Source organism: Arhodomonas sp. KWT, from assembly GCF_010993615.1.
The window spans coordinates 1-726 of record NZ_WNXE01000849.1 but is presented as its reverse complement, the minus strand read 5'-3'; the positions used below and the strand labels follow the sequence as shown (position 1 = coordinate 726).

Sequence of the window (726 nt, the reverse complement as noted above, 5' to 3'; positions counted from 1 at the left end):
CAGGTCGCTGATGACCAGGCGGTTCTCGCTGCCGATGTGTGCCGGGTCCGGGGCCTCGGAGTCCGCGATCTGGCGGCCGGTCATCAGCCGGATGATCTCGTCGCGCTCCAGCGACGCGGTCGGCCGGGTCTCCACGAAACGCCCGTCGCGCATCACCGTGACCTGGTCGGTGATCTGGTAGAGCTCCTCCAGCCGGTGGGTGATCCAGATCACCCCGCTGCCGGCGTCCTTCAGCGAGGCCACCAGGTCGAAGAGCACCGAGGTCTCGGCGGCGTTCAGTGCCGCAGTGGGCTCGTCGAGGATGATCAGCTTCGGGCGCTCCAGCATCGCCTTGGCGACCTCGACGAGGTACTTCTGGGAGGTGCTGAGCGTGTCCACCCGGGCCGAGGCTGGGATGTGCGCGAAGCCGAGCTCCTCGAGCAGGGTGCGGGCGCGCACGCCCATGTCCCGCCGGCGGATGAAGCCGAGGGCGCCGGCCATCTCGCGGCCGAGGAAGAGGTTGTCCGTGACCGACAGGTTGGGGATCAGGCTGAGGTGCTGGAAGACCACGCGGATGCCGCTCTGGTATGCCTCCTGGGGCGAGCGCGGGTGGTAGTCCTCGCCGAGGAAGCGCATCCGCCCGGTATCCGGCTGCACGGCCCCGCAGATGACGCCGACCAGCGTGGATTTGCCGGCACCGTTCTCGCCCACGAGGGCGTGAACCTCGCCGGCGCGGACCGTCAGGTG

General features: G+C 69.6%; 1 protein-coding gene. It reads right to left on the bottom strand.

Translation table 11 applies throughout. From position 1 onward, the window contains the following. On the bottom strand, nucleotides 1–726 hold a 726-nt coding region (locus G7A99_RS22845; protein ID WP_163144323.1), incomplete at both ends, for an ATP-binding cassette domain-containing protein.